General features: G+C 31.7%; 4 protein-coding genes. 1 reads left to right on the top strand and 3 read right to left on the bottom strand.

Annotation, left to right across the window (positions count from 1 at the left end; translation table 11 throughout):
* Positions 1 to 33: 33 nt before the first annotated feature.
* Positions 34 to 399, bottom strand: coding sequence for a fluoride efflux transporter CrcB (crcB, locus tag AADI82_RS13930; RefSeq protein WP_341217035.1), 366 nt, complete (start codon positions 397 to 399; stop codon positions 34 to 36).
* Between the two features lie 8 nt (positions 400 to 407).
* A complete protein-coding gene (locus tag AADI82_RS13925) occupies positions 408 to 1,430 on the bottom strand; it encodes a GyrI-like domain-containing protein (RefSeq protein WP_341217034.1) in 1,023 nt (340 codons plus the stop codon).
* Between the two features lie 267 nt (positions 1,431 to 1,697).
* Between AADI82_RS13925 and AADI82_RS13920 the strand changes: the two genes are divergently transcribed.
* On the top strand, positions 1,698 to 3,737 hold the full coding sequence (locus tag AADI82_RS13920; RefSeq protein ID WP_341217033.1) for a dihydrofolate reductase: 2,040 nt from the start codon (positions 1,698 to 1,700) through the stop codon (positions 3,735 to 3,737).
* A gap of 221 nt (positions 3,738 to 3,958) precedes the next feature.
* On the opposite strand, the gene AADI82_RS13915 is transcribed toward AADI82_RS13920, so the two are convergent.
* Positions 3,959 to 4,400: LuxR C-terminal-related transcriptional regulator (locus AADI82_RS13915; RefSeq protein ID WP_341217032.1), on the bottom strand; the 442-nt coding region annotated here is incomplete at its 5' end.

Genomic DNA, 4,400 nt, shown 5'->3' with positions numbered 1-4,400 from the left:
GAAGGTAGCCGAAATTTTTTACAAAGTCAAATTTCACTTCACCAAAAAAAGTCCCAAAAAAACAGCTAAAAATCCAATAACAAAACTTGCAATGGTATAAATAGCAAAACTTGTAAAATCGCCCGATTTTAAAAACATATGGTTTTCATAAGCAAACGTAGAAAAGGTTGTAAAGCCACCACAAAACCCAGTGGCTAGTAATAAGGTTTGATTTTGAGAAAGGGCATCATTTTTAGCAGCCAAACCTAAAATAATACCAATAAGTAAACTACCTAAAATATTTGCTGCAAATGTGCCATAAGGTATCCCCGTTTCTGGACTGTTTAAATATTTTCCGATAGCATAACGTAAAACACTACCAAAACCACCACCAATAAAAACTAATAAAAGTTGCTTCATTTATTTTGTTATTCTTTTATTGGAATATAAATTTCGGTTATCCAATCTGCTGGATTTGGTTTACTCGTGGGGTCTGTTAAATATATTTCTAGGGCAGGTAAATCATGCATTTCTTCAAAACCATTCTCTTTGATGTATTTAGTTGCCGTTTCCCAAGTTTCTTTTAAATTACTATAATCTCCATTTAGAGTTGTTTTTATAGCTTTAAATGGTAGTAATTGACCTGTTAAAATACTACTGTCAGTTGTAATAATTTTTTCAGTAGTCGGTACACAACAAGAAAACATAACCGCATTATTTTCTTCATCCCATTTATGATAAGCTACAAAAGGAGCTCCAGCCATGTTTATATTATTTTTCGTGGCATACTCAATAACTAAGGGTAGCATTTCTGTCATTTTACTTTTTAAATCACTTATTTTACACGAGGTTGTGTTGTACAAATAATAACCACCGCTATGATTAGTAAGTCCATTAACGGTAATACTGTATTTTTTCATACTAGCAACTACAATACTATCTAATTTTTCAAGGCTTCGTTCGTAGTGCGGACCAATTTGTTTTTCCATGCCACCCATTAAAACAGAAAACATTTTAAAATCAAATGGTAAATCCTTTCCAGAAATAGACCATTTAGCATCTGTTGAACCATCATCGTTGGGTATAAATTTCCAACTCACATCTGATGACGGAAATTCAGCAAATTGCATGTTCAGTTTTATTGAAGTGTTAGGTACTGTTTCAGTAATTTTCATCGTACCAACACCATCTTTATCTTTCCACGAATACGATCCGTTAACGCCTTTGGTTTGTTCAGATAATGTAATTTTCATATCAGGGTCTGCTTCAACCCAAGACGACCAAGATTCCCAGTTTTTAAGGTCGACAACATTATCGTAAATAATTGAAACGGGTGCTTTTATGGTTCGAGTTCTGGTAACTTCAAATTCATTGGGTTGTACAGCAATATAAATGGCTGAGCCAATAATGCCTATGAGTAATAAAAACAGGATGTATTTTAGTGTTTTCATATGTTTATGATTATTGGTTTTTAATGGTCGCTTATAGTATCCATTAATAAATACTTGCCATTTAATGATGGATGTTTCATCTTAAAAAATTATAATAAATTTTTAAAATCAAATATAATCATTTTAATCTTTGATTAATAAATTATTACATTTGCTACTCTAAAATTAAGTATTTAATAATTGAGTTTATTTATTTTGAGAAAATCATAAATTACTTAAACTTAATTAGCTTCATTTTATTGAATAACTAAAAATTAAAACAAATCAATGAAACTAAAAACAGTATTAAGTTTTGCTTTATTAGCAAGCTTTTTGTTATCGTGCGGAAATGATAAATCTGAAAAAACCAGCGATAGCACTAAAGAGAAAGAATCAACAGCATTTAACCATAACGTTGAGCAATTTGCAGATATTAAAATATTGCGTTATCAAATTCCTGGGTGGGAGCAACTTACTTTAAAAGAGCAAAAATTAGTATATTATTTAACGCAGGCGGGTTTAGCTGGAAGAGATATGATGTGGGACCAAAATTACCGACATAATCTTAAAATCAGAAAAGCTTTAGAACATGTTTATGCAAATTATAAAGGAGATAAAACCACCGATAATTGGAGCGCTTTTGAAACCTATTTAAAGCGTGTTTGGTTTAGTAATGGTATTCATCATCATTATTCAAACGCTAAATTAAAACCAGAATTCTCTTCAGATTATTTAAAACAATTATTAGCTGAAACCAATACTAGTTTAGAAGGCGAAGCTTTTGATGTTATTTTTAATGATGCCGATTCTAAAAAAGTAAATCAGGCAAAAGGCGTTGATAATGTGGCTCTTTCAGCAGTTAATTTTTACGGGCCAAATGTAACCAATGCCGATGTAGAAAGTTTTTATAAAGCTATGATATCTCCAAATCCAGAAAAACCTTTATCCTATGGATTAAATTCTCAATTGGTAAAAGAAAATGGTGTTTTAAAAGAACGTATTTATAAATCTGGAGGTTTGTACGGCTCTGCAATCGATGAGATTGTTAAGTGGCTAGAATTGGCAAAAGGTGTTGCCGAAAACGACGCACAAGGAAATGCTCTTGGGTTGTTAATTGAGTATTATAAAACAGGTGATTTACAAACGTGGGATGATTATAATGTGGCATGGACAGCTGCAACTGATGGTAATGTAGACTATATTAATAGTTTTATTGAAGTATATAACGACCCTTTAGGATATAGAGGTTCTTATGAGAGTATCATTCAAATTAACGATTTTGATATGTCTCAAAAAATGAAAGTTTTATCGGATAACGCACAATGGTTTGAAGACAATTCACCTTTAATGGACGCTCATAAAAAGAAAAACGTAGTTGGTGTAACTTACAAAGTAGTTAACGTTGCAGGAGAAGCTGGTGATGCCTCACCAAGTACGCCAATTGGTGTAAACTTACCTAATGCCAACTGGATTCGTGCCGCTGTTGGTAGTAAATCGGTCTCCTTAGGTAACATTATTCATGCCTATAATAATGCAGGAAGCACAGGACGTTTAAAAGAATTTGTGCATGATGAAGAAGAATTAAAATTAGAAGAAGAACATGGACAATTAGCAGATAAATTGCATACCGCATTGCACGAAGTTATCGGGCATGCATCAGGGCAATTAAACCCTGGAGTTGGAGAGACTAAAGAAACGCTTAAAAATTATGCATCGACACTTGAAGAAGGTCGTGCAGATTTAGTGGGGCTTTATTATTTATACAATTCTAAATTACAAGAACTAGGATTAGTTAAGGACTGGAAAACTGTTGGTATGGCTGCCTACGATGGCTATATTAGAAATGGATTGATGACGCAGTTAATCCGTTTAAATTTAGGTGATGATGTTGAAGAAGCACACATGCGTAATAGACAATGGGTTTCGGCTTGGGCTTTTGAAAAAGGAAAAGCTGATAACGTTATTGAAAAAGTAACCCGTAATGGTAAAACTTATTTCAATATAAATGATTATGCTAAACTTCGCAAAATTTTTGGTGAGTTGTTAAGAGAAACACAGCGTATAAAATCTGAAGGCGATTATGCTGCAGTTGAAGCTCTAGTTGAAGGCTACGGTGTAAAAGTAGATCAAGCAATTCATGCAGAGGTTTTAGAGCGAAACAAACAATTTACATCGGCACCATATAGTGGTTTTGTTAATCCTGTTTTAGTTGCTGAAAAAAATGATGCTGGAGAAATTATAGCTATTAAAGTGACACAACCAGAAACATTTCCTGGTCAAATGTTAGAGTATAGTAAAAATTATAGTTTTTTACCTGAGGTTAATTAAACTCTAAAAAAGTAAACAAAAAACAGGCCATTTACTCAAGGATCTGTTTTTTTGTTTACGCTAAACGCTAAAAGAATTAAATTAATAATAATAAGAACGGTTATTACGAAAATAGTTTTCATACAATTTGATGCTTAAGTTATTTAATAGATGTAAAATTTTACATTTGGTTGCGTTAAATTTTACTTTTTATTTATATAACAGGCAAACACTGTTTTTTCCTAGCTATTATTTAAATTGTTTTTAGTGTTATTAAGCTCAGTTATGTTATTAAGAATAGCATAGGCTAGAAGTTTATCTTTTCCTACTAACCCTAATTTTTTTCTAATATGCTTACGATGAGTTTCTATAGTACTAATGCTTAGATTTAGTGTTAAAGCAATATTTTTTGTGTCGTTTCCATTACCTATTTGCTGAAGAATTTGTAATTCTCTTTTTGTTAGTGTTTTTGTGTTTTCCTTAGCGTTACAACTTAAAGTAGTATAAAGAAAAATAATTGAGCTAACTAGCTCTTTGTGTTTAGTTATAGATTTAGTTGCTTCTAATATTGAAAGTATTTCTGTTTCAGAAAGGAGATTGCCTTTTGTTTTTATATTATTTATTGTTTTTAAAACTTCTTCTATGGCAGTCATTTTTTGAGTTTGAAATAGAGGTATTACAACA

Source organism: uncultured Wocania sp. (assembly GCF_964021735.1).
Taxonomy (GTDB): domain Bacteria; phylum Bacteroidota; class Bacteroidia; order Flavobacteriales; family Flavobacteriaceae; genus Wocania_A.
Note: the sequence above shows the minus strand (reverse complement) of the source record. Positions and strands in the feature narration are given on the sequence as shown.

Bases quoted from the DNA above. Each gene is read 5' to 3' on its own strand.
- AADI82_RS13920 (WP_341217033.1), top strand. From the start codon at position 1,698: ATGAAACTAAAAACAGTATTAAGTTTTGCTTTATTAGCAAGCTTTTTG.
- AADI82_RS13925 (WP_341217034.1), bottom strand. From the start codon at position 1,430: ATGAAAACACTAAAATACATCCTGTTTTTATTACTCATAGGCATTATT.
- crcB (WP_341217035.1), bottom strand. From the start codon at position 399: ATGAAGCAACTTTTATTAGTTTTTATTGGTGGTGGTTTTGGTAGTGTT.